The following is a 20,701-nucleotide window of genomic DNA, read 5'->3' on the forward strand; positions in this document are numbered from 1 at the left end:
CTGTCGGCATTGGATGCTATTTTAGGGAGACGATGAATTCGTATAATAAAGTCAGGCCCTGGGGGCATTTTTAAACGATATAACAAGCGATGCGGGGATGATATGAAAGTTGATTTCTTTTTGATTGAAAATGACAGGAAAACGTCTATTTATCATGATGAATTCAGGCTTGGACGTATTCTGGTCATGCCAAAAACAACGCTTCAGCTGATGTCTCGCAGGACAAAGCGGAGAAAAGAAACCTCTGGTAAAAGCTACGATACTGTTGTGCATATCAGTTCAGGGGGACAAAGGTATGCCGTCGCCTTTTCCGGCGAGGCTATTCCGGCGTTCGAAACGGATGAATTGATCAGGAAGTCGGTGCCAAAACCCACGCCTCTGGCGTAGCGTCCGCTAACGCCCGCCCAGGGTGCCGCAAAAATCCACTCTATAAAAAACGTCAATGGATTGGTTATTGATAATAGCGATATTCGTGAAATTAAGCCCTTTCCACTCTTTATTGTTTAACGCCTGCCGCACGGCCTAGAACGACAGATCGATAACCACATTATCGGTATAATTGCCCGGCGGCGGCGTAGGCTGGTTTGGCAAAATCCGCGCGACATAATTGTAGGTACGCAGGGTGCCGTCGCTGCTGACGCTATTGGATAGCGCGCTGGACCAGCGGTCATTGCCGTTGTCACGCCAGGACTCGGCGCCGTTGGATTTAGAGATCTCATAGCCGAGCAGACTGCCGCCGCTGGCCATGTGCCTGACGTTGCCGACCGCATGATTGCCGTTATTCATCCCCACCGTATACGTGCTGCCTTTGGTACAGACGATGCCGATCGTCTGCGATACCGGATTAAAACCGCTCACCAGCGGCGCGGCGCCAAAGCTGATGTCGGGGGCGGTAATAGCGACGCAGTCGTTGGTGATGACCAGGTTAACCGTCAGCGGCACCATGGCGGAACCCATCTGGCTGCTGCCCGGCATACATTGTCCCAGCGCGCCTATGCCGGTGCAGATAGCGTAGTTCACCAGGATATTCAGGGTGACGGTATAGGTTCCCGCCGCCACGTTCTGGCCCGTCATGGTGTGCAAATACAGCGGGATACTGAAGTTCGACCCCCCCATCAGCCCAACCAGGTTTACCAGCTCGGCGGAATGGTATCTCACCGGGGCGCCGTTAAGCGCCAGTTGCGTGGCGCAGTTGGCGGCGGTGCATACCTGGATGGGGATAACATCGCCGCCGTCGATGGCTTTCAGCGCCGCCTGTCCGCTGCTGGTGGCATTGGCGGAATAGAGCTGCAGATCAATATGGTCGGTGCTCAGCAGGGCAAGCGTGCTGCCGGCGCCGCAGTTAACCTCGATACTGTTGCTGGACGTGCTGACGGTGCTGTTAATGCTGAAAGAGCTTGCCTTGCCAAAGGCGACGGTACGGCCGGGCAAGGCGCAGGCGGCAAAGGCGGACTGGCATAATAATGCGAGCAACAGCAATCCCGGGGAAAGGGTTTTCATCAAGCGTTCCTTAAGGTGTCGCGGACAGCGGGCATGGCAACGGCCCGTAGGTATGTAAAGCCCGGGGCCTGCCGTCCGGCAGCGTCAGGCGGGCGGCGCAGCGCCGTCCGTCCGGGGTGACGGCGCGCAGCCGGTTGTCGGTTGCCAGGTTTTCCAGCCAGGCAAGGCCTTCCCAGCCCACATAATCATCGGGCAGCCCGTCGCGCACGACCCGGGTGCCTACGGGCAGCGGCCGGCCCTGGCCGTCATGCAGGATGATGCTGGCCGCGCGCAGCGGCTCGATAGGGAAATGGAGCAGATAGCCGCTCTGGCGGGGCACCGAGAAACGTTGCTCGATAGCGGGCGCCGTCAAATCAGCGGGGATATTTAAGATATCGATGCCGTATTTAGCCGGGTAGTAGGCGATAACATTGGGAATCAGCAGGTAGCCCGCTTGGTCGGTCACGCCCGCCGGCTGGTTTTCATAACGCACCAGCACTTGCGGCTGCCCGGTTTTTATCAGCACAAACGCATTATTTAACTGGTTTGCCGCCAGCAGCCGCCCATCCATCGTCACCAGCGCGCCGCTGATATCCGCCCATTGCACGTCGCTGCCGCTGACGCCGTAAAAGCCGCCGGAGGCGTCGACATAACGGTTACGCCAGTCGAGCGTGGCCTGGCGATAATCTTTGTCTCTTTGCTGGCGGGCATAGGAGGCGTCCCAGCTGAAACCGCCGTCGGAGGGCATGGCGCGGGACACCGTCAGGCGCTGGGCGTCGCCGCCGGGCCTGTCGCGCTCCAGGCCGACGCTGGCGCTGGCCAGGCCGCCAAAGGGCATGATCAACGAGAGGGCGCCGGAATAGTCCCGCTGTTGCCGATCGAAACCCGCGGTCGCAAACAGGCTGGCGTCGCCCCACAGATTCCTGCTCCATGACAGATTCCATAAGCGGGTACGATCGCCCCTCCGGCCGCGGATATCGATCATTGCCGCGCCGAGGCTGCCATAACGATGCAGCGTGACGCCGGCGTTATATTGCGCGCTGGCCCGGCTTAACGTCGAGGCGGTGCGCGGCCGATGACGGGCGCCGGCATCATAGAGCGCCAGATGGGCAAAGTGACTGCTGCGCCAGGTATGCTGCGTGCCGATGCTGGCGACCCGGTTACTGTATTGATAACCGCAGCCATATTGTTCTCCGGTCCATCCGCCAAAACGGCTGTGGGTCCAGGAGCCGTTGATCACTCCCGCGCGTCCCACCCGCAACAGGCTGCCCGCGCCGGCCAGGGCCAGGTTTTGCGCGCCCTCGGCATGGCTTTCCAGCGTCAACCAGTCCGTTGTTCCCCGGCGGTAGGAACCGCTGACCACCGGCGGGCCGTAATCGGCGTTTTTTACGCCATACGCGCGGCGCAGCGCGCCGGCGCCCACGGAATAATCGGATAAGCCGGGTTTGAGCAGGGTACTGGACACATAGAACGGCAGGGTAGTGATCACCTGGCGGCCTACCGCGTCCGTGGTGACGATAACCGCCTCGCCGGCGCCGTTGATAAAAGGCATATTGTTGAGCGAGTAAGGACCTGGCTGGAGGTTGTTGCTGCTGGTTTTATAACCGTTGATAAACATATCGACGGTGGTGGGCACCGCCGCCTGTCCCGCGAACGAAGGCAGAGGATAGGTCACGATATCCGGGCGTACCGAAAAATCACGTGCGAGTTGGATGCCGCCGATACGCACGCTGCTGCTCCACGATAACGCGTCGGTGATCACATCGCCCGCCGCCCAGCGCAGGGCATGCTCCTCGTTCTGGCTGGCCCAATAGGTATCGTAGCGCATATAGCCGCCGCCGCCGGGCGCGCCGGTTATCTGGCGCTGCGCCACGCCGTCAATGGAAAAGTGGCCGGCATCGCCAAAGGTACGCAATTCATGCCATACGGCTAAGCGCACGTCGCCGCTGATGCGACTGCCATAAATATCATAGTTGAACAACGCGCCGGGGCTGACGCGTGCAGGATGGCGCCGGCCGCCCGGCTCCAGGCTTATCGATTGTTCCGGCAGCCAACTGGCCGGCACCGCCAGCAACAGCCGCTGCCGCGGCCGGTCATAAGTCGCCGTTACGCCGGGCAGGGCGGTGACATCCGTTTGCTGCGCGTTTAGCCGATCGGCCGGCAGCCCGGCTTGCACCAGATCGGCGGTGGGCACGGTATAATGCCCGTCGCGAAACGCCACCGGCACGATCCGGCCGACGGCGGATTCATTCACCACCAGCTCCAGCATATATTGACGCTGCGCCTGCCCGGGCGCCATCCCCGGCGGCGGCGGCAGCGAAGAGAACGTTTCCGCGTTGCCGTCCATGGGAAACCCGCAAGCCCAATAACTTAACAGGGTAACGGCGCAACGGCGGAGAAAGGTCGGCGCAGGACGGTCCATTATCTAGCGCGCGGAAGACGTGCCGCGCCATACCTTGTTGCGGTTATCGACCCGGGTCTCCAGCACCGCGTGAGCGTCAACGCCGGCGTTAAGCGGCCAGCGATGGCGGGCGTTGGCCAGTACGTAACCGAACAATCCGTCGGTGAGCTGATATTTCCCCAGCCGCGTTTTGCTGAGCCGGGCGTGTACCGGTCCTTGGTTGCGGATCTCCAGATAAGGCTCGCCCCGTACCTGGACCAGACGCCAGCTTAACAGCGGCATGCCGCTGTCCGGCGACGATTGGCCGCCGTAGACAAACAGCGGAATGGAGTAACGCATCTGGAACATCAGCGAATTGGCGGGATCGTCGGCCCGGTCGTTAGGGGTGGGAATTTCGTCGAGCAGGATGCGAAAGGCTTGTTCCGGGCCGGAAGCCGGCGGCGCTTGCCTGATAATGCGGATCAGCTGTTTTTGTCCGGCATCCAGCCTGAGCATGGGCGGGCTGGCGATAATATCCTGTTGCGTATGAAAGCGCTCCCCGCCCTCCGTCTGCTCCCAGGAAAAGATCCGCACCTGCAGCAAGGTGGCGGCGGCGCCCTTGTTTTCCACCCACAGCTCGGTGGCTTTTTGCGTGCCGGCCAAAAAGGGATCCACCGGCCAGATCAGGACGGCGTGCCCCGCCCAGGCGATGGGCAGCCACAGGCCCAGCAGCAGCGACAACAGAAAGCGCCCGACGGCGAGAATGGTCATATTCAGATCCTTCTAAATCGTTACCAGGACAGGGTTACCGTAATGCTATCGGTATAGGTTCCTGCCGGGTGAAAGCCATCCAACTGCAGCTGTCCGTAAACCGGCAGCTGGATGTGGTCGCCATCGCCGTGGCTGATGGCGATATCCTGGTTAACCGGAATTTCACTGGCCGGCGATAAACTGGCGCTGGTGAAAAGGCGGTAGGCAATCAGATCGGTATTATTCAATCGCTGAAGATGACGCGTTGTGGTGAAATGATTACCGCCGCCCAGATTCATGGTTAAGGTCGTGCCCGGGGTGCAGGCGATGGCAAACGAGGCGCTTTGCACCAGCGCGGCATTGGCGGCCCGGGTATCGATACCGGACAAGGTACCGAAATCCAGCGTCCCGAGCACACCGCCGCCCTGGATCTGGCAGCCCGACACCACCGACGCCGATATCTGAAAATTTTGCGTCGGCAAGGCGGACAGCGGTCCTGGATACAGCGCCAGCAGCGACCCGAGCGCCACGCCCAGGCAATGAGGCCGTTGCCGTCGGTTGAGTACTGACATCCCTTAAGCATTCCGCTATCAATAAATGACCTGGACATTAATCACGTCGCTATAAGTACCCGCCGGCACGCTGGTATTATTCCCGCCCTGGGTGACCCGACCATATACCGGATAAATATTGCCGTTTACCGGATCAGGGACACCGGTAGCCCTCAGGCCGGTATTGTTGGCAATAGGCGTGGTAAACGCGGCGTCGTTATACAGCGTATACGCAATGCCCTGTGATGCGTCGCTGCCGAGCACCAGATAACGCGGGCTGGCGGTTTCCGCGCCATACACATTCACCGGCGCGGGGTTGCTGCCGGTTATCTGCACGCTAAAGGTTGCCCCGGTGGTACAACGAACACGGATGCCGTCGCCGGTGGCGCCGCTCAGTGTCGCGCTCAGCTCCTCGAAAGTGGCGGGATGGGTACCGAAATCGAGCGTGCCGAAGTTAACATTGCTGGTGGCCGGGTCGCCGTTGATCAGGCAACCGTTGGTTAAGGTCAGCGAGGCGTTAATGGCTCCGGTGGTGGTTACCGCCCGGGCAACACCCGCCAGGCCACAGCCCAGCCAGCACGCCAGGAAAAAAAACTTCTTATTCATATCCTTACCTCAAAGGAATCTTAGAGAATACTCAACGGGATATTTATTAAAATTAAAACATTATTTTTTGAAAAATATATTGAATAATAATTAAAGGTTCGATGAATCAATGTTAATAAGCCATGGCTAGATGGCCGATGTTTTATAGTAGTCATAAATAAATCCGGCGACGGATAATAACTTTTTCCTTCCCTTGGCGAGCACATTGCGAAACGTCGGGTATCCCCAGAAGCGCACGGGGGTTGTCAAGATGAACGGCGGGCGTTTATCAGGTATCCTGGGGAAACAGGCCGCGCCGGCCCGGTCATTTTCCTGGTGAGTCATAACTTAAATAAACGCCGTCCGGGATATATGGCATAAAAGTTGCTGCGTATTGGCAGGGGTAGTGACTTTTTGCCCAGGCTTCCTTTTACCTTCTGGAGAAGACTATGCTGACATCCGCAAGAAACCATCTGACTGGCACCGTAACGGCCATTGTCGCCGGCGCGGTCAATGATGAAATAGAACTCACCCTGGCGGGCGGCAAGAAGCTGGTCGCCACCATTACCCATAGCAGCGTGCACTATCTCGACCTGCGCCTTGGCGGCGAAGCCAGCGCGTTTATCAAAGCGCCCTGGGTGATCCTGACGACCGCCGGCACCGGCCTGCGGTTTTCGGCGCGCAATCAATTTACCGGCAGCATCACCAACATCGTCAAAGGCGCCATCAACAGCGAAGTTACGGTCGCCGTCGATGCCAGCATGTCATTGGTTTCGGTCATTACCAATGAGAGCGTCGCCGGCATGCGCCTCAAGGACGGTGATGAAGTGATTGCCCTGGTCAAGGCGTCCAGCATTGTGCTGGCGACCCACGACTCACCGCCAATAACGGCCGGAAATCCCTAATACCTTACGGCGTGCGCTGTTGAGACGCGAAGCGGATGACGGCGGTATCACTTGGCGGGATACAGCCGGACGCCGATATCGGCGGGCGGACTGTAGTAAGGCATCGAGGTGATTGCCAGCTCAATGCCGGTGCGGGCGTATTCCCCGATATTGCCGGAATGGATCCCGCCCGCCGCCGCCAGCCGGCAACCGGTAGCCTGGCTGTTGGCATAGGCCAGCGCCCGGCTTACCGCGGCGGGACTGAATTTATCCAGTTGCACCAGGTCCGGGCCGGCGTCTATAGCCGCCATGGCTTCGGTTTCATTATCCGCTTCCACCACGATTAACCGGTCCGGCGCCGCGCCGCGCAGTGTGGCCACATGCTGGCGCCAATCCGCCGGATCGGCGCAGAAATGACGGTGGTTGGCGAACAACAGTACCGTATCCGCGGTTCCGCAGCGATGCAGGATGCCGCCGCCGTCAATCACCGCGCCCAGCGCCAGCGTTTTGGTGCCGGGAATGGTTTTGCGGGTGCAGGCGATGCGCATCCTGGGGTTTACCGCTTGCGCCATGGCGACCATCTCATGAGTGGCCTGGGCGACGCCGCTGCACCATTCCAAGAGGTTTTGCGCCACTTTCCAGCCCTGGTGTAATCTTTCGGCCGGCCCGGCTGCGGTTAACAGCACATCGCCGGCCTGCGCCATCTGCCCGTCGGCCATCGCCATCACCACGCTGAGCCCCAGCCGTTGCAGGACCCTTGCTGCGGCGTCCAGCCCGCTGACTTTCCCGGCGGTGCGCCGGCTAAAGCTCATGACGCCCTGACGGTTGCCGATGCCCAGGGCGCGGGTAGTCAGGTCGCCGTAGCGGATATCTTCCTGCAGTAGCGAATCCAGTTCCTGATCGGAAAGATAAAGCATGATCGTGCCTCGTCGTGTTGAGAGAGATGATGTAAATGCGCCGTCGCCACTTCCTGCTGGATCACCAATAACACAACCGGCGCTAAAACGTGAATGATACGGATCAAGCGCCGGGCCGGTCGGGTCCTCCCACCGGATAAAACACCGTCGTGAACTTTTATTTTTAATAATGTTCGCGAATGTACTAAATGCGCGGATATGCATTTTCCCGTCAGCAACCGGCGGTATGTAAAATACGATTTCGCCGCATGGTGATATTGCCAATAAATACAGGCGGTAACGTATTCCCGCTACAAAAAAATACGCATTATTATCGCGGCCGTACGGACTGTTTTACGCCTTGGCATGGGGATTGCTCTATTCATGCTGTCTTTACTATTTTTTATTCATTATACATTATTCATCAGAGGAGTTCTTTATTGTGACTCGCAAACTGGCAATTTATGGCAAGGGTGGTATTGGCAAATCGACCACCACACAAAATACCGCCGCCGCATTAGCCTATTATCATGGTCAAAAAGTGTTTATTCATGGCTGTGATCCAAAGGCGGATTCCACGCGGCTGATATTAGGCGGCATGCATCAGGAAACCCTGATGGACGTGCTGCGCGATCGGGGCGCCGAAAAGATCACCAATGACATGGTGGTGAAAACCGGCGTGTTCGGCATCAGCTGCGTTGAGTCCGGCGGCCCTGAGCCGGGCGTAGGCTGCGCCGGACGAGGCGTCATCACCGCCATCGACCTGATGGAAAATAATCGCGCCTACTCCGAGGATCTGGATTTTATCTTCTTTGACGTTTTAGGCGACGTGGTCTGCGGCGGGTTCGCCATGCCGATCCGCGAAGGCAAGGCCCAGGAAGTCTATATTGTCGCCTCGGGGGAAATGATGGCGATCTATGCCGCCAATAATATTTGCAAAGGCTTGGTGAAATATGCCAAGCAAAGCGGTGTCCGTCTCGGCGGTATTATTTGTAATAGCCGCAAGGTTGACGGGGAGCGGGAATTTGTTGAAGAGTTCACCGCGGCCATCGGCACGCAATTACTGCATTTTGTACCACGGGATAATATCGTGCAGAAAGCGGAATTCAATAAAAAAACCGTTACTGAATTTGATCCGGAATCTAACCAGGCCCATGAATACAGCGAGCTGGGACGTAAGATTATTGAAAATAAAAACCTGGTTATCCCTAAACCCATGACCATGGAAGCGCTGGAAGCCATGGTGGTCAAATACGGTCTGGCCGATTGATTGAACAGCGCTAAGTGCTAAAGGACCGGATCGCCGCCGGCCGGCAAGATGACCAGTTACTTAATCGGGGAATGAACCATGCCACATCATGAGTTTGAGGTTAGCAAGTGTATACCGGAGCGGAAACTCCATGCCGTAGTCAAAGGCGCCGGGGAGGACTTAACCTCGGTGCTGCCCCTGGGCTATCTGAATACCATCCCGGGAACATTGTCCGAACGCGGCTGCGCCTATTGCGGCGCCAAGCATGTTATCGGCACGCCGATGAAGGATGTCATCCATATCAGCCACGGGCCGGTGGGATGTACTTACGATACCTGGCAAACCAAACGCTACATCAGTGATAACGACAACTTCCAGCTGAAATATACCTTTGCCACCGATATGAAGGAAAAACATATCGTGTTCGGCGCGGAAGGGGTGCTGAAGCAGAATATCCTGGAGGCGTTTAAGGCCCAGCCCACCATTAAGCGCATGACCATTTACCAAACCTGCGCGTCGGCGCTGATCGGCGACGATATCGCCGCCGTGGCGCAGGACGTGATGGACGAATTGCCGGATGTGGATATTTTTGTCTGCAATTCGCCGGGTTTCGCCGGCCCCAGCCAGTCCGGAGGCCATCATAAAATCAATATCGCCTGGATTAACCAGAAGGTCGGCACCGTCGAGCCGAAAATCACCAGCGATCATGTCATCAACTATGTGGGCGAATACAATATCCAGGGCGATCAGGAAGTGATGGTGGATTACTTTAAGCGCATGGGTATCCAGGTGCTGTCCACCTTTACCGGCAACGGCTCCTACGATGATTTGCGCGGCATGCATAAAGCCCACCTTAATGTGCTGGAATGCGCGCGCTCGGCGGAATATATCGCCAATGAACTGCGGGTGCGCTACGGCATTCCGCGCCTGGATATCGACGGTTTTGGTTTTGGCCCCTTATCGGATTCCCTGCGCAAGATCGGGCTGTTTTTTGGTATCGAAGACCGCGCGCAGGCCATTATCGACGAGGAAACCGCCCGCTGGAAACCGGAGCTTGACTGGTATATGGCGCGCCTGAAAGGCAAAAAAGTCTGCTTATGGCCGGGCGGTTCCAAACTCTGGCACTGGGCGCACGTGATCCATGCGGAAATGGGCGTGGAAGTGGTGTCGGTCTATACCAAATTCGGCCATCAGGGCGATATGGAAAAAGGCATTGCCCGCTGCGAGGCCGGCGCCATGGCCATCGACGATCCCAATGAACTGGAAACCCTGGAAGCGATGTACCAGCTCAAGCCGGATGTCATCTTTACCGGCAAGCGCCCGGGCGAAGTGGCGAAAAAAATCCGCGTCCCCTACCTGAACGCCCATGCGTACCATAACGGTCCCTATAAGGGGTACGAAGGCTGGGTGCGTTTTGCGCGCGATATCTATAACGCCATTTATTCACCCATCCATCAGCTGGCCCTGCTGGATATCAGCAAGGATGCCATCCCCACCGACCGGGGTTTCGCCACACAGAAAATGCTCGCTGCCGCAGGCCTTGACGATCAGACCCTGGCGTCCACCACCCTGCGCCAGTATAGCGGCGGTTATGACAGCGTTTCCAGGCTGCGTGAGCGCGTTTACCCCACCTTTCCCGGCCAGACGGTCATTCCGGCGGAATAAGGAGAACCATCGATGGCAAACCAGATTGAAGACCGTATCGAGCCGCTGGTGGATTACATCATGAAAAATTGCCTCTGGCAGTTTCATTCCCGCGTCTGGGACCGGGAAAAGCAGAATGAAGGCATTTTGCATATCGTCGCGCAATTGCTGTGTGACGAACCGGTGGATCTCAGTACCCCGGCCAATCGCTGCTACTGGGCCGACGCCGTGGTACTGGTGGAGGCGTATAAAACGCGCTTTTCCTGGCTGGGCATGATGGGTAAGGCGGAGATCGCCGCGCTTATCACCGCGCTCCATGAACGGCTGAACTACCTGACGATTACCGGATCGCTAAACGCGGAATTAACCGATCGGCGCTATTAGAGGGCACTAGCATGTCGTGTGAATTAAGAAAGAAAGATCGTACCGGCGTTATCAATCCGATATTCACCTGCCAGCCGGCGGGGGCGCAATATGTCAGCATCGGCGTCAAGGATTGTATCGGCATCGTGCACGGCGGCCAGGGCTGCGTGATGTTCGTGCGTTTGCTGATTTCCCAGCATTTAAAGGAGAGCTTTGAAATCGCCTCTTCCTCGGTGCATGAGGACGGCGCGGTATTCGGCGCGCTCGATCGCGTGGAGCAGGCGGTGGACGTGCTGCTGATGCGCTACCCCCATGTCAGGGTGGTGCCGATTATCACCACCTGCTCCACCGAGGTGATCGGCGACGACGTGGACGGCGTGGTGCGCAAGCTTAACGATGGGCTGTTGAAAGAGAAATTTCCCGGCCGCGAGGTCTATCTGATCCCGATCCATACCCCGAGTTTTGTCGGCAGCATGATAAGCGGCTACGATGTGACGGTGCGGGATTTCATCAAATATTTTGCCAAGAAAAGCGAACCCAACGGCAAGATTAACCTGTTCACCGGCTGGGTTAACCCCGGCGACGTGACGGCGCTGAAACATCTGCTGGCGGAAATGCGCATCGATGCCACCGTGCTGTTTGAAATTGAAAATTTCGACTCCCCGGTGATGCCCAGCGGCAACACCGTTTCCCACGGCAATACCACCGTCGAGGACCTGGTGGGAACGGCCAACGCCCTGGGCACCCTCGCGCTGAACCGTTATGAAGGACGCAAGGCGGCGGATTACCTGGCGGAACAATTCGCCATCCCCACCATTATCGGGCCTACGCCCATTGGTATCCGTAATACCGACACGTTCCTGCAAAACCTGCGGCAGCTGACCGGCAAGGCAATTCCGGAATCGCTGGTGCGCGAGCGCGGCATCGCCATCGACGCCTTGACCGATCTGGTGCATATGTTCCTGGCCGATAAGCGGGTGGCGATTTACGGCAATCCCGATCTGGTCATCGGCCTGGCCGAGTTTTGCCTGGATCTGGAAATGAAGCCGGTACTGCTGCTGCTGGGCGACGATAATGCGTTTTATGATACCGATCCCCGCATTATCGCCCTACAGGAGCAGGTGGATCACGGCATGGAGATCATTACCAATGCCGACCTGTGGGAACTGGAAAACCGCATTACCCACCAAGGGCTGGAACTGGATTTGATCCTCGGCCATTCCAAAGGGCGCTTTACCGCCATCGACAATCAGATCCCCATGGTCCGGGTTGGGTTTCCCACCTATGACCGCGCCGGCTTATGGCGCCATCCGGTGGTGGGCTATGCGGGGGCCATCTGGCTGGCGGAGCAGTTTGCCAACGCGCTGTTCACCGATATGGAATACAAGAAAAACAAAGAGTGGATCCTTAACGTCTGGTAATGGGTATCGGCCTGTCATTCATAAGGATAAAACCAATGTCAAAACTGTTATTTGAATCCGATCGGCAAAAGTTTATCCGGCTTTCCCATGATGCCGAAGGCTATCACCGGCGGGCGGAACTGTTCGCCGAACAGGCGCAGTCGCCCGGTCTGGTTTTCAACGTGGCGTCCATTGCCGTGGAGTGTTATCTCATCGCACTCTGCGCCTGGTACGGCAGCATGCCGTATAACCACAACTATGGCAGCCTCATGGATACGGCGGAGGAGGTTATTCTCTTTTCGCCGGCATTAAGCGGCAAAATCCGCGCGCTGGATGACATCTTTGGTCTCTGTTCGCTGGAAAACTACCACCACGGCACCCCGACCCTGGCGGATTCGGTCGGCATTATCGCCATTTGCCGGGAATTGTCGGGGATTTTAACCGCTTTGGGCACCCAGGGTTCCCAGGCGCGATAAAGGAGGGCACGACCTATGCAGTCGACAGAACCGCGCGCGGCCCCGGGACATCCGCACGGCGCCATGCGTCGCGATGAACGGGAAATAACGCAACCGGCCGAAATAGCGGCGATCCTGGACTCCGCCAGGGTGATGTATATCGCCCTGGCGCAGGACAATATCCCTTTTATGGTACCGGTATTTTACGCCTGGGACGGCACGTCGCTTTATTTCCATTCCGCCAGGGCCGGCACCAAAATAGCGATGCTGAAAAAAAACAGCACCCTGTGTTTTGCGGTTTCCACCGAACAGGGCGTGGTGGAAGACGAGGTGATCTGTAATTTCGAGGCCAGGCACCGTACGGTCATCGGTCTGGGCAACGCGGTGTTTATCCGGGACGAGGCGGAAAAGATCGCCGCGCTTAACCTGATTGTCGCCCGCTTCAGCGACAAAGCCTGGACCTTTCCCGCCGCCAATGTGCGCGCCACCCTGGTGCTGCGTATTGATATCATTTCAATGAAGGGTAAACAGCACGGATTTTAGGGAGTGGAAAATGAAGATAGCGGTATTTATCGATGCCGGCGGCCGGGCCGCCTCGCTGTACCAGCCAGGCGCGGTGCGGGTGTATGAATCAACCGCCGACGGTTGGCGGCCGGTTGCGGATATTCCGTTTACCCTGCGCCCGCAAATGGGATTAAGCGAAATCAGAACCCGCACCCTGGAGATGCTGACGTCCCTCGACGGCTGCCGCCATTTTGTCGCCGCCGCTATTCACGGCGCGCTGCTGTCCTATTTTGACGGCATGGGCATCACTATGTGGCGGCTGACCGGGGAACCCGCCGGTTTCCTGACGCGTATCCGGCAGTTTGTGGAAGAAAACGCACCGCGGGAGCAGGCAGCGGCGGCCCAAAGCGTTATCAAGCCCGGCCAGGGCGCGGGGGAATATTGCCTTAACCTTATCGACGCGCTGAAAAGCAATGGCGCCTTAACCTCGAAACAGGTGCTGCTGCCATTTTTCCGCGCGGGAGCCTTTAAACAAATCGACATTACCTGCGATCATGTGCCGAAATGGTTTAAACATGAACTGCCGGCATTAAAGCTGGCGCTTACGGTGGCGCAACAACCGGACGGGCGTTGCCGGGCGCGGGTACTCAACATAGGTAAGAGTTGAACGGGTTCTTGTTCAATCCACTTTTTTAACTGCTGCTATCCAGTCTTCCCATACCGCTGGATCGGCAGGTTTGGATGAATCACGCCATATCGTCCAATCCATTGAGCCAAGTAACGCTCCTAAATCATCGGATACGGACTGGCATATAAGTTAAAAATACCGGCGTAGGTGCCGGAATTTTAGTCAACTATATAGCATCTTTGATTGGGAGTTGTGCGAACACATTACTGATAGTACCTTTCTTAAATATGGCTTTTTTAGCTGTATTACCGTAATCCGCTGTGTATATCAAGTATTCTTCATCTTCATCTTTAGGATAATAAAACAAATAAAAGCCAACGTCTGATACTTCAAGTGGGCTTAAAAAAACGCCTAACGGCTTTGCGTCAGGCAATTCCAAATCTTGAGGATCACTATCAAGAAGCATTCCATGCGAATGTGCCAGTTTTCTTAACAGTTCTAAATCGCTGTCGGGAAAAAGGAGCTCGTTATTTTTGCAATTAGTTATTTCAGGCTGACAATCCTTTAGATAATCAATAGCCATTGACAATGTATAATTAGATCCCTTTGCTGGATATATTTCGTCCTCAATAAAAAAACCAAAAAGGCCATATTTCCAGTAATTGTCCTCTGTTTTTTCCAGTAATTCGTAAAAAACAGCAAATACAAAAGGTTGTCCGAAAATCATTTTTTATCCTTCAGCTCTTTGATTTCTCTGTTAAAGTTCCCCAATTCCCTGTTACCTAAAGCATTTTTTTCATCTCCCGAGCTGCCACTCCAGTGAAAATTGCCCTTTCCATCCTTGCTAGTGTTGAAGAACCGATGAATATTCCCATTATTATCAATGGCTAGCCTTATCTTCGGATCTTTCGTAGCAATAGAATGGTCAAATAGTTCTAAAGAATTTCTCGGCTCCACCCCGGCATTAGGCCTAAATCCTTGTGCTCCAGGCGTATGTTTAGCATTAGATTCAACTTTCAATCCATTATTTGCCACCGTAGGTTCTGAAATGGGTAATCTATTATCTTTGCCATTAGACAGATAAATGAATTTATCTTTACTATGTTCCGGTATCGGCGTTACCGTCGTACTCTCATCCGTATACGGTTTGCGTTCGATATTGCCGGTGTGACGGAATCTCTGATCTCCTCGCTGATCCGGTGAGATCAATACGGTCTTATTATCCTGATTTGACGATGGGTTTTCAAGTTTACCGCCCGTCAAATCATCCGCAACAGGCACAGTTTCCGTTGTACTACCGCTTTGTCCAGTCAGGATAAGTTTCGCCACACACAGCAGGCTGTCGCGACAAACAGCGGCCTGAACCTCGGTTGCAGCCTTACCAAGCGCCAGCGCTGCGTCTTTTTTGCCTTCTTTGGCAGCATCGCAAGCAGCTCCGGCCACCGGTGCGCTTTCCACTGCAGCCCCGGCGACAGCGCCCAGCAGGTTATTTTTTACAGCGTTACCTGCGGAACAGCTGATCCCTGGCGCAGACGCCAGTTCAGACGGATCCAACGGAGCAGTGGCGAAGCGTTGCGCCAGGTCGCGCCCCGGCACCTTGTCGCTACCTTCGCCCACGTTGCCGCTGTAGGCTAACAACCCCACCCCCAGGCCAAGGGGATGTTTTGCCAGCCCGAGCGTGGCCGCGCCTAATTCGCTTATCGCGGTGCGTAGCGCGAGACCATTAACCCCGCCGGCGGCGGCGTTTGCCATACCGCCATTTACGCCGGCGGCGACCGGCGCCAGCGCCATCCTGGGCGATGGGGCCACTGCCATACCGGATAACGCTATGGCGCGCCGCGCGTTAACCTGCGCCATGGAGGGCATTGCCGATGTGGGAATGGCATTACGGTCCACCATGGACGGCGATACCGATGCGGGAATAGCAGTATTGCCCACCATGGTGGGCGTTGCCGATGCGGGTATAGCACTTTTATCCGCCAAGGGTTCGCTACGGGAGTTTGCGGCGTTTTCAGCGTTGATAACAGCTTTCCGCGCTTCAGGGGGAGCTCCCGCAGCCTTTTGTTCTGCAATAGAGTTTCTTATTGCCGCTAAAATTTGCCCGGTTTCATTTTTCCGTTTGAGCGCGTTATCCACCTGTCCAGCCCTTGCCCGGGCGGCATGGTCAAGATTATTCCGTTTGGTCTTTTCTAGATTGAGCTGATGTTCTTGCCGTAAATAGCGTTCCCGAACAGACGTACTCGGGTTAGTGCTTAGTTCTTTATGTAATGCGATAACGCCGGTACTGAGATGGCAAAGGCGGTCGTTAATCTCACTCAGCGCTTGGTAGGCGGATTGCTTTTTATGCTGGGCGGAAAACACCTGCGCCCGCATATCATTGTCCAGCGCCTCTGCCGCCGCCAATGTGGCAGGCCTTGGCTGGGAGTGATAGCCATCATGATCTTCCTGGCATTCCGCCAGGGCTTTATCCAACACTTCTTTTGATAAATTAATGTGATATTGAAATTGTTCCGTAAGTGCTTGAAAATCCCTTCTTCTCGCCGTCTCTAATTGCTGTGTATTATTAAAACCTCCGCTCCCGCTGGTATTACCGCCGTTGCCGCCGCCATGCAGACGGAAATGATGATTACCGGAGTGGTGTCTGCCAGGGGTGGCGGTTACGGTCATGACATCTTCATTTCTCGACGAGGTGACCCGGCCGGCATAATCACCGCCACCCCCGCCTCTGTGCGTCGCGCATGCTCTACGGGAATTGCCGCCGCCACAGCCCCTGGATGAGCTGCCGCATCTGTTGCCCGATGAACTGCCACAGCCGCCGATATTCATTTATTCCCTTATTTGAATGATAATAAATTATTCCCGATTAATTGGGTTCATCACATAAGACGCGGATAGGGGTGTGCTAATAGGGCAAGTAAAGCATGAAAAAGTTAACAAAGAGTTAAACGGCAATATCAAAGAGAAACCTTTTTAAAACCGGCATTGTTGTCCATGGGTGAAAATATTATTAATTGAAAGTCAATTGAAAGCTATATTGCCGCAATATTTTTTGGGTTGCTGGCGACAGGTTATTGTTTCGAGTATATTTTTTGAATAACAAATTCAGCGGCACGGATGATATTATTTTTTTAATTTCCTAAATCATTATCTTTGCTTAAATAAGATAAATGAGTTAGCCAGCATTTTGGCATATTTATTTTTTTATTAAAAACTTTAACCTTCCTGATTAGCATTATTCCTGTGTGAGCAGTAAAAAATACTGCGTATTCTCTAAGATGCTGAAGGCGGATGGTCTAATAATAATGTGTTAAAACGCGTGCCGGCAGGCACCACCCATCGGGATAATCAGCCTGCTATCCCATTATCGCTGCGGTTTGTCCACAGCGCGGTATGAGTGTCCCCATCCCGGTTTTTATCAACATGATGATGCGGACTCAGGCTGCTGCAGGGCGCGCCGCTTCAGCCGGGCGCCTGACTCCGGCGTGAAACGTACATTGTTGATTATCCGTTGTCACATACAAGACAAAAAAGCCACTGGCGTCAATGCGCCAATGGCAAAACGACGTTAAATCATATCGTTATATATTTAATTATATAGCGATAGATGGCCGGCAACTTGCACCACTCTCACTCGGGCCGGAAAACCTATGCCGGCACATCGGTTTTTTGACCTTCACCGCCCATTGGGCGCCAAAGGGAGGCGCGCTTTATGCCACCGGCCATGCTTAATGACACCGCATCCGCCCATCCGACGCTGGCGGATTCGTTATCCTTTACCTGCCAACTGGGCGAGTGCCGCTCCGAACTGCTGCCCCTGCTGTCCGAGGTCAGCAAGGTGGTCAGCAGGGAAGGCTCTTTATCCAAGACGCTCAAGCTGGTGCTGGAGCTGATGCAAAAACATTTGCAGGTTACCCGGGCGATGATCTCGCTCTACGATGCCAGCTGCGACCAGATTTTTATCCATGAAAGCTACGGTTTATCCAAGGATGAAATCGAAAAGGGCGTCTATTATCCCGGCGAGGGCATCACCGGCAGGGTGGTGGAAACCCGCCAGCCCATTATTGTCCCGATCATTGCCGAAGAGCCGTTGTTTCTCAATCGCACCGGCAGTTGGGATAAAACGGTCGATGGCCATCTTTCCTTTATTTGCGTGCCCATCATGCGCGGCATGAAAGTGATGGGCACCATTGGGGTGGAACGTTTATACAATAACCGGCAACTGTTAAATCTGGATTTGGAGGTGCTGGCCATTATCGCCACCACTATTGCCCAGGCGGTGGAGCTGCATCTGCTGGAGCGCGCCCATAAGCAGGTATTGCAGGCTCAAAGCGCCCGGCTGGATAAAGAGCTGAAGGAAAAATTCAAGCCGGCGAATATCATCGGCAACTCCAGGGCGATGCAGTCGGTTTACCTGATGATTGACAAAGTCAGCCACGCCCGCACCACGGTGCTGATCCTCGGTGAAAGCGGGGTCGGCAAGGAACGGGTCGCCAGCGCCATCCACTATAACAGCAGCTGCGGCAGCGGGCCGTTTGTCAAATTCAACTGCGCCTCGCTGCCGGAAAGCGTCATCGAAAGTGAGCTGTTCGGCCATGAAAAAGGCGCCTTTACCGGTGCCGTCGCGCGTCGGGCCGGAAGGTTCGAGGAGGCGGATGGCGGCACGATTTTCCTGGATGAAGTGGGCGAATTATCTCTTTCGGCCCAGGCCAAGCTATTGCGGGTGATCCAGGAACGGTGCTTTGAACGCCTGGGCAGCAACGAGTCCATTAAGGTCAACGTGCGCATCCTGGCGGCGACGCACTGCGATTTAACCGCCATGGTCACCAACGGCACCTTTCGCGAGGATCTGTACTATCGTCTGAATGTCTTCCCTATTACTATTCCAGCGCTGCGTGAGCGGGGCAACGATATCCTGATCCTGGCCGAACATTTCAACGCCTGGTTTGCCCGGGAACAGGGGGTTGATGTCCCTGCCATTTCCACGCCCGCGCTGAATTTAATGCTCAACTACGACTGGCCGGGCAACGTGCGGGAGCTGGAAAATATGATGGAGCGCGCGGTATTGCTGGCGGAAGAGGGGGTGGTCCACAGCTATCATCTGCCCGCCGCCCTGCAACCGGCCGTGCTGGGCACGCTTGGCGAACAGTCGGGCCTGGAGGCCCGTTTATCCATGATGGAGTATGAACTGATCGTCGAGGCGCTGGCCCGCTTCCAGGGCAATATGTCCAGGGCGGCGGCGCAGCTGGGCCTGACCCGGCGCATGCTCGGCCTGCGCATGGCGAAATATCAGCTGAACTATAAAGATTACCGGAGCGGAGACTGATATGGCCGGCACCGGGGATCTCGCCGCGGGGCGGTTAGCCATTCCGCGCTGCGCCGTCGACCTTTGCGGGCCGGCGGGAAAAGCGCGCTCACGTAAAGGACGCGGCGGCCATGCGGTCGATCAGATCATTGCCCATTCCCATGCCATGAAACGCACCCTGGCGGCGGTGGCAAACATTGCGCCCACCCGCTCAGCGGTATTATTGCGCGGCGAGCCGGGTACCGGTAAGGATGTTATCGCCCGGGCGATTCACCTCCAGTCGCAACATCGCGCCGGTCCGTTTATTAAAGTGTGCTGCGATTACCTTGCCAGCGACGATATCATGCGCGAATTGTTCGGTTGTGAAGCGGGCTTTTCCGGCAGCGTCGCCGGCTATCCCGGCGATATTGCCCTGGCGGCGGGCGGAACGCTGTTTATCAGCGAAATCGGCCATTTTTCCCTGTTATTGCAAAAGCGGCTGCTGCGCATTTTACAAGAACAGCGGTATAAGCCGCTCGGCGGCTCCCGCACCCTGGCCTGCGATGTGCGCATAATTTGCGCCACCGAGAAAAACCTGGAGCAGAGGATGGCGCAGGGGACCTTTTTAGCCGAACTCTATTATCGCATCCATATCGCCACCATTGCCCTGCCGGCCCTGCGCGAGCGTAAAGAAGACATTCCCGGTCTGGTTAACTATTTTTTCGAACGTTATAACCGCGATAATCACAGGACGCTCACGCTGACCGAGGCGGCCCAGGCGCCACTCTATCTGTGCCATTGGCCGGGGAATGTGCGCGATATCGAGAATTGCCTTGAGCATGCCGCCATCCAGGCCCGGGATGGCGTTATCCAGCAATTGCCCTGCCTGTCCGGGCGCTGCCTGCGCCAGCGTTTGAACCAGGAAATCAGCCGGCAGCAGGAGACGGTGCCGCAGGAGGCGGGCCACGAGGCGGGGTATGGCCCGGCTACGCCGCTATGGCCGGCGGAAATAATGATGAGCGCCATGACCGCGACGGCCGGCGCCCCTGACGACGCCGATGAGGAGCTGCGCTATCGCCTGGTCGCCGCCCTGGAAAAAAGCGGCGGGGTCAAAGCCAAAGCCGCCCGTTTGCTCCATATCACCCCCCGGCAGCTTTATTATGCCTTGAAAAAACTGCACATTGAGGTAAAGAAATTTTAACTGCGCCGTCATGGTACCGATTTCCCGGCAAGCGCATATTCTCTCTAAGGTTAATAACTTATTTATTTTATGGCAGCAAATAGTTAATTTATTTATTTTGTTTTTATCAGGGAAAATATGACACCGTTATTTGATCTTATCGCGATGTATAGCCGATAAAGCGGTTTGTTGCATTGCGCCTCATTTTATTACGCCCCCCGATAAAACGTCCTGCGGAGTCAATACTGCAGAGAGCGATTAGCGTTAAAAATAAGCATAATTATCAGTATATTACAAAGTTATCCTTATTTCCGGCATCAATAAACAAGGTTTTCTTATGGTCGGTCATAACCTTTGTTTATGGCTGATGGATAGCGCGCAGATAGTATGGCAGACTGGACGGAAAGGTTGTCGATATGGTCATCAAGGCGAACCAATGTCAGCATTTTTACCTGCTTTCATCCGGAAATTC

At 55.6% G+C, this 20,701-nt stretch carries 19 protein-coding genes; 11 read left to right on the top strand and 8 right to left on the bottom strand.

Annotation, left to right across the window (positions count from 1 at the left end; genetic code table 11):
- Positions 1 to 102 precede the first annotated feature (102 nt).
- Positions 103 to 387 carry a hypothetical protein gene (locus ABUK12_RS17205; protein ID WP_410012992.1) on the top strand — a complete coding sequence of 95 codons (285 nt, stop codon included), beginning with the start codon at positions 103 to 105 and terminating at the stop codon, positions 385 to 387.
- A 135-nt stretch (positions 388 to 522) separates the two neighbouring features.
- On the opposite strand, the gene ABUK12_RS17210 is transcribed toward ABUK12_RS17205, so the two are convergent.
- The 5 genes from ABUK12_RS17210 to ABUK12_RS17230 form a co-directional block, all read right to left on the bottom strand.
- Positions 523 to 1,500: a spore coat protein U domain-containing protein gene (locus ABUK12_RS17210; protein WP_410012993.1), complete on the bottom strand. Its 978-nt coding sequence runs from the start codon at positions 1,498 to 1,500 to the stop codon at positions 523 to 525.
- Between the two features lie 10 nt (positions 1,501 to 1,510).
- Positions 1,511 to 3,826 carry a fimbria/pilus outer membrane usher protein gene (locus ABUK12_RS17215; RefSeq protein ID WP_410012994.1) on the bottom strand — a complete coding sequence of 772 codons (2,316 nt, stop codon included), beginning with the start codon at positions 3,824 to 3,826 and terminating at the stop codon, positions 1,511 to 1,513.
- 78 nt (positions 3,827 to 3,904) lie between these two features.
- On the bottom strand, positions 3,905 to 4,630 hold the full coding sequence (locus ABUK12_RS17220) for a molecular chaperone (RefSeq protein WP_410012995.1): 726 nt from the start codon (positions 4,628 to 4,630) through the stop codon (positions 3,905 to 3,907).
- Positions 4,631 to 4,650: 20 nt separating this feature from the next.
- Positions 4,651 to 5,181: a spore coat U domain-containing protein gene (locus tag ABUK12_RS17225; protein WP_410012996.1), complete on the bottom strand. Its 531-nt coding sequence runs from the start codon at positions 5,179 to 5,181 to the stop codon at positions 4,651 to 4,653.
- Between the two features lie 18 nt (positions 5,182 to 5,199).
- On the bottom strand, positions 5,200 to 5,766 hold the full coding sequence (locus tag ABUK12_RS17230; protein ID WP_410012997.1) for a spore coat U domain-containing protein: 567 nt from the start codon (positions 5,764 to 5,766) through the stop codon (positions 5,200 to 5,202).
- A 428-nt stretch (positions 5,767 to 6,194) separates the two neighbouring features.
- On the opposite strand from ABUK12_RS17230, the gene ABUK12_RS17235 reads away from it, so the two are divergent.
- Positions 6,195 to 6,650, top strand: a complete 456-nt coding sequence (locus ABUK12_RS17235) for a molybdopterin-binding protein (protein ID WP_410012998.1) — start codon at positions 6,195 to 6,197, stop codon at positions 6,648 to 6,650.
- A 47-nt stretch (positions 6,651 to 6,697) separates the two neighbouring features.
- Here the strand turns inward: ABUK12_RS17235 and modD are convergent, their stop codons facing one another.
- The gene (gene modD / locus ABUK12_RS17240) at positions 6,698 to 7,546 is read right to left on the bottom strand and encodes a ModD protein (protein WP_410012999.1); all 849 of its coding nucleotides are present in this window, start codon (positions 7,544 to 7,546) and stop codon (positions 6,698 to 6,700) included.
- A 421-nt stretch (positions 7,547 to 7,967) separates the two neighbouring features.
- On the opposite strand from modD, the gene nifH reads away from it, so the two are divergent.
- From nifH to anfO, 7 genes are all read left to right on the top strand, one after another.
- Positions 7,968 to 8,795: a nitrogenase iron protein gene (gene nifH / locus ABUK12_RS17245; protein WP_410013000.1), complete on the top strand. Its 828-nt coding sequence runs from the start codon at positions 7,968 to 7,970 to the stop codon at positions 8,793 to 8,795.
- Positions 8,796 to 8,873: 78 nt separating this feature from the next.
- Positions 8,874 to 10,439 (top strand): nitrogenase iron-iron protein, alpha chain, encoded by a 1,566-nt coding sequence (gene anfD, locus ABUK12_RS17250; RefSeq protein ID WP_410013001.1) that lies wholly within the window; start codon positions 8,874 to 8,876, stop codon positions 10,437 to 10,439.
- A gap of 12 nt (positions 10,440 to 10,451) precedes the next feature.
- Positions 10,452 to 10,802, top strand: a complete 351-nt coding sequence (gene anfG / locus ABUK12_RS17255) for a Fe-only nitrogenase subunit delta (protein WP_410013002.1) — start codon at positions 10,452 to 10,454, stop codon at positions 10,800 to 10,802.
- A gap of 11 nt (positions 10,803 to 10,813) precedes the next feature.
- The gene (gene anfK / locus ABUK12_RS17260; RefSeq protein ID WP_410013003.1) at positions 10,814 to 12,202 is read left to right on the top strand and encodes a Fe-only nitrogenase subunit beta; all 1,389 of its coding nucleotides are present in this window, start codon (positions 10,814 to 10,816) and stop codon (positions 12,200 to 12,202) included.
- Between the two features lie 35 nt (positions 12,203 to 12,237).
- Positions 12,238 to 12,657, top strand: coding sequence for a hypothetical protein (locus ABUK12_RS17265; protein WP_410013004.1), 420 nt, complete (start codon positions 12,238 to 12,240; stop codon positions 12,655 to 12,657).
- Between the two features lie 15 nt (positions 12,658 to 12,672).
- Positions 12,673 to 13,179: a pyridoxamine 5'-phosphate oxidase family protein gene (locus tag ABUK12_RS17270; protein ID WP_410013005.1), complete on the top strand. Its 507-nt coding sequence runs from the start codon at positions 12,673 to 12,675 to the stop codon at positions 13,177 to 13,179.
- 10 nt (positions 13,180 to 13,189) lie between these two features.
- Entirely contained in the window at positions 13,190 to 13,807 is a 618-nt protein-coding gene (anfO, locus tag ABUK12_RS17275; protein ID WP_410013006.1) for a Fe-only nitrogenase accessory protein AnfO, read from the top strand.
- A gap of 187 nt (positions 13,808 to 13,994) precedes the next feature.
- Here the strand turns inward: anfO and ABUK12_RS17280 are convergent, their stop codons facing one another.
- Complete coding sequence (locus ABUK12_RS17280; protein WP_410013007.1) at positions 13,995 to 14,495, bottom strand: immunity 42 family protein; 501 nt, start codon at positions 14,493 to 14,495, stop codon at positions 13,995 to 13,997.
- The gene (locus ABUK12_RS17285; protein ID WP_410013008.1) at positions 14,492 to 16,435 is read right to left on the bottom strand and encodes a hypothetical protein; all 1,944 of its coding nucleotides are present in this window, start codon (positions 16,433 to 16,435) and stop codon (positions 14,492 to 14,494) included. Before ABUK12_RS17285 ends, ABUK12_RS17280 begins: the two co-directional genes overlap by 4 nt.
- Positions 16,436 to 17,477: 1,042 nt before the next feature.
- Here ABUK12_RS17285 and ABUK12_RS17290 point away from each other — a divergent pair.
- Positions 17,478 to 19,091 carry a sigma 54-interacting transcriptional regulator gene (locus ABUK12_RS17290; protein ID WP_410013009.1) on the top strand — a complete coding sequence of 538 codons (1,614 nt, stop codon included), beginning with the start codon at positions 17,478 to 17,480 and terminating at the stop codon, positions 19,089 to 19,091.
- 1 nt (position 19,092) lies between these two features.
- On the top strand, positions 19,093 to 20,250 hold the full coding sequence (locus tag ABUK12_RS17295) for a sigma 54-interacting transcriptional regulator (protein ID WP_410013010.1): 1,158 nt from the start codon (positions 19,093 to 19,095) through the stop codon (positions 20,248 to 20,250).
- Positions 20,251 to 20,701: the final 451 nt, after the last annotated feature.

Source organism: Sodalis sp. C49 (genome assembly GCF_046352915.1).
In the GTDB taxonomy this organism is placed as follows: domain Bacteria; phylum Pseudomonadota; class Gammaproteobacteria; order Enterobacterales; family Enterobacteriaceae; genus Acerihabitans.

Excerpts from the sequence above, each read along its gene's own strand:
- ABUK12_RS17205 (WP_410012992.1), top strand. The coding sequence starts at position 103 with ATGAAAGTTGATTTCTTTTTGATTGAAAATGACAGGAAAACGTCTATT.
- ABUK12_RS17210 (WP_410012993.1), bottom strand. The coding sequence starts at position 1,500 with ATGAAAACCCTTTCCCCGGGATTGCTGTTGCTCGCATTATTATGCCAG.
- ABUK12_RS17215 (WP_410012994.1), bottom strand. The coding sequence starts at position 3,826 with ATGGACGGCAACGCGGAAACGTTCTCTTCGCTGCCGCCGCCGCCGGGG.
- ABUK12_RS17220 (WP_410012995.1), bottom strand. The coding sequence starts at position 4,630 with ATGACCATTCTCGCCGTCGGGCGCTTTCTGTTGTCGCTGCTGCTGGGC.
- ABUK12_RS17225 (WP_410012996.1), bottom strand. The coding sequence starts at position 5,181 with ATGTCAGTACTCAACCGACGGCAACGGCCTCATTGCCTGGGCGTGGCG.
- ABUK12_RS17230 (WP_410012997.1), bottom strand. The coding sequence starts at position 5,766 with ATGAATAAGAAGTTTTTTTTCCTGGCGTGCTGGCTGGGCTGTGGCCTG.
- ABUK12_RS17235 (WP_410012998.1), top strand. The coding sequence starts at position 6,195 with ATGCTGACATCCGCAAGAAACCATCTGACTGGCACCGTAACGGCCATT.
- modD (WP_410012999.1), bottom strand. The coding sequence starts at position 7,546 with ATGCTTTATCTTTCCGATCAGGAACTGGATTCGCTACTGCAGGAAGAT.
- anfD (WP_410013001.1), top strand. The coding sequence starts at position 8,874 with ATGCCACATCATGAGTTTGAGGTTAGCAAGTGTATACCGGAGCGGAAA.
- anfG (WP_410013002.1), top strand. The coding sequence starts at position 10,452 with ATGGCAAACCAGATTGAAGACCGTATCGAGCCGCTGGTGGATTACATC.
- anfK (WP_410013003.1), top strand. The coding sequence starts at position 10,814 with ATGTCGTGTGAATTAAGAAAGAAAGATCGTACCGGCGTTATCAATCCG.
- ABUK12_RS17265 (WP_410013004.1), top strand. The coding sequence starts at position 12,238 with ATGTCAAAACTGTTATTTGAATCCGATCGGCAAAAGTTTATCCGGCTT.
- ABUK12_RS17270 (WP_410013005.1), top strand. The coding sequence starts at position 12,673 with ATGCAGTCGACAGAACCGCGCGCGGCCCCGGGACATCCGCACGGCGCC.
- anfO (WP_410013006.1), top strand. The coding sequence starts at position 13,190 with ATGAAGATAGCGGTATTTATCGATGCCGGCGGCCGGGCCGCCTCGCTG.
- ABUK12_RS17280 (WP_410013007.1), bottom strand. The coding sequence starts at position 14,495 with ATGATTTTCGGACAACCTTTTGTATTTGCTGTTTTTTACGAATTACTG.
- ABUK12_RS17285 (WP_410013008.1), bottom strand. The coding sequence starts at position 16,435 with ATGACCGTAACCGCCACCCCTGGCAGACACCACTCCGGTAATCATCAT.
- ABUK12_RS17290 (WP_410013009.1), top strand. The coding sequence starts at position 17,478 with ATGCCACCGGCCATGCTTAATGACACCGCATCCGCCCATCCGACGCTG.
- ABUK12_RS17295 (WP_410013010.1), top strand. The coding sequence starts at position 19,093 with ATGGCCGGCACCGGGGATCTCGCCGCGGGGCGGTTAGCCATTCCGCGC.